The 1,879-nt window shown below is 65.2% G+C and carries 4 protein-coding genes; 1 reads left to right on the top strand and 3 read right to left on the bottom strand.

Annotation, left to right across the window (positions count from 1 at the left end):
- Positions 1-35 precede the first annotated feature (35 nt).
- Positions 36-1,004, bottom strand: coding sequence for a type II secretion system minor pseudopilin GspK (gene gspK / locus P5705_RS26145; RefSeq protein ID WP_277463746.1), 969 nt, complete (start codon positions 1,002-1,004; stop codon positions 36-38).
- A gap of 148 nt (positions 1,005-1,152) precedes the next feature.
- Here gspK and tatA point away from each other — a divergent pair, with 148 nt between their 5' ends.
- Positions 1,153-1,368 (top strand): twin-arginine translocase TatA/TatE family subunit, encoded by a 216-nt coding sequence (gene tatA / locus P5705_RS26140; RefSeq protein WP_277463745.1) that lies wholly within the window; start codon positions 1,153-1,155, stop codon positions 1,366-1,368.
- Positions 1,369-1,438: 70 nt separating this feature from the next.
- On the opposite strand, the gene P5705_RS26135 is transcribed toward tatA, so the two are convergent.
- Together P5705_RS26135 and P5705_RS26130 are read right to left on the bottom strand one after the other, a co-directional pair.
- Positions 1,439-1,672: a DUF3077 domain-containing protein gene (locus P5705_RS26135; RefSeq protein ID WP_240065562.1), complete on the bottom strand. Its 234-nt coding sequence runs from the start codon at positions 1,670-1,672 to the stop codon at positions 1,439-1,441.
- A complete protein-coding gene (locus P5705_RS26130; RefSeq protein ID WP_277463744.1) occupies positions 1,669-1,878 on the bottom strand; it encodes a hypothetical protein in 210 nt (69 codons plus the stop codon). The genes P5705_RS26135 and P5705_RS26130 overlap by 4 nt, the downstream gene beginning before the upstream one ends.
- Position 1,879 lies beyond the last annotated feature (1 nt).

Below are 1,879 nucleotides of genomic sequence, written 5' to 3'. Positions count from 1 at the left end.
CACTGTGATGCCTCGGCGGGGGCGAGTCCATTCAATTACAGGGAAACCGCAGGCTCGCGCCCAAGCACCCGCACCTGCTGCGCGGGCACCCGCGCATGCCATTGCACCACGCCCAGTGCCTCGATCTGGAACTGACTGCGCAGGGTGCGCCCCTGCTCCTCGAACGACAACTGCAGCAGGAAGTGCCCGCTGTTGAGCAACAGGCCCTCGCTCAGCCGGGCGAACGTCTCGTCATCCACCGCACCCAGCGCCTGGCGCAATGCGCCGGCGTCCACATAGCCCGCCGCAGGCCGGCCGGTGACGATGCGGCTGAGCAACGCACGCGAGAATCGCCCCTCGTACAGCGCCTCCAGCAAGGGCAGGTGTTCGAGCCCCAGGGCGTTGGCATTGAGCCGCCAGCCCGTGGTAAACGGCAACGCACAGAGCATCGGGTAGCGCGCCTGACGGCTGGCATCTTGTTCCAGCAGCAGGTTCAGCTCGCTGCTGTCGACCATGGGTTGGTTGGCTACCAGCCGTGGAGGCTGCTGGCGCAGGTACTGGGCGCTTTCAGCCCCTTGCAGGCGGGCGTCACTGTCGCTGTCGAGCCAGTCAGCCAGGCCGTCGACCAGCCGCTCGGCGGCCATGTCGTCCCCCAACAGATGGCGCAGCTGGCGCTCGGCGCGCTCGCCATCCTCGCCCAGCAACGCGTTGACGTTGAAACAGGTGTGCTGGTCGATCACCCGCAACTGCGCCTTGCCGGCGCCAAAGTCGTAGTCCAGCGCCTGCCCGCGCAGCGCCTGCCAGAACAACGGGCTGGCGCGCCAGGCCGGATCGCGCAAGGCCTGCGAGGCGTAGGCCAACCCCGCCTGCTCCATGGCCCGCACTTGCACGCGCTGGTGCAGCAGGCGCACATCATCGACCTGGCGCCGGCCATCCTCCACCAGCCAGGCCAGCCCCCCAGCGAGCATCGCCAGCACCACCAACACCATCAGCAATGCCGCGCCCCGTTGTCGCCTGGCTGCCATCCTTGCTTCCCTGTGAGTTCCCGAAGGGGCCAGTGAACACTGAGGTTGTTTCAGTCAGATGGCGGCAACACGACAGTCACGTGCGCGTCATCTGCAAAAGGCAGGATTGCGCCTTCGTTTTTCATTGACCTGACAGGAGTGGTCCTACATGGGTGGCATCGGAATCTGGCAACTGGTGATCGTGCTGTTGATCGCCTTCCTGCTGTTCGGCAGCAAGCGTCTCAAAGGGTTGGGCAGCGATGTGGGCGAGGCGATCCAGGGCTTTCGCAAGTCCATGGGTGGTGAAGCCGAGGGCAACCCCGCAGTGCCGCAGCCCCCGCTGAGCAACCAACAGGCCCCGCAATCCTCGCACCCGGACCTGTAGGAGCCAGCCTTGCTGATCACCAGCAAGGCCAGACAGCGGTCTCCACAGAGGTCGGTGTTGCAATCAACGGCTACGATTCAACGGCTGACTCCATGTCATCGATCAATGCCTTGGCCATGGCGCTCAAAATCCGCGCCGAACTGCCGGCCAGCAGATCGCCTTCCATCTCTGCCTCGCAGGTCAGGTGGCGGATGCAGCCAAGCAATACTGACAACTCGCTGAAAGCATCCTGGAAGGGAACGCCTGGTTCGACCTTGAACAGGTCCATGCAGGTGGTGCGGCCTGCGGTGTGGCCTCTGGTCATGGGTGCACCTCCGGCCTGTGCTCGAGCAAGGCGCAGGCGAGTTGCCCGAGGTAGTCGCTGGCGGTGAACAGGCGGTCGCGGTAGTCGCTGGGCTCGGTCTTGAAATAGACATCGAGTACGTCGGAAATGGCGGTGGCCACCTCGACGGCGGCGGCCATGGCCTCCTCGCGGGTGAGGGTGGGGCGGATGGTGATGAAGGGGGCGATG

The organism is Pseudomonas entomophila, assembly GCF_029478665.1.
Classification (GTDB): Bacteria; Pseudomonadota; Gammaproteobacteria; order Pseudomonadales; family Pseudomonadaceae; genus Aquipseudomonas; species Aquipseudomonas entomophila_F.
The sequence above is the reverse complement of the archived record's forward strand: the minus strand, read 5'-3'. Positions and strand labels throughout refer to the sequence as shown.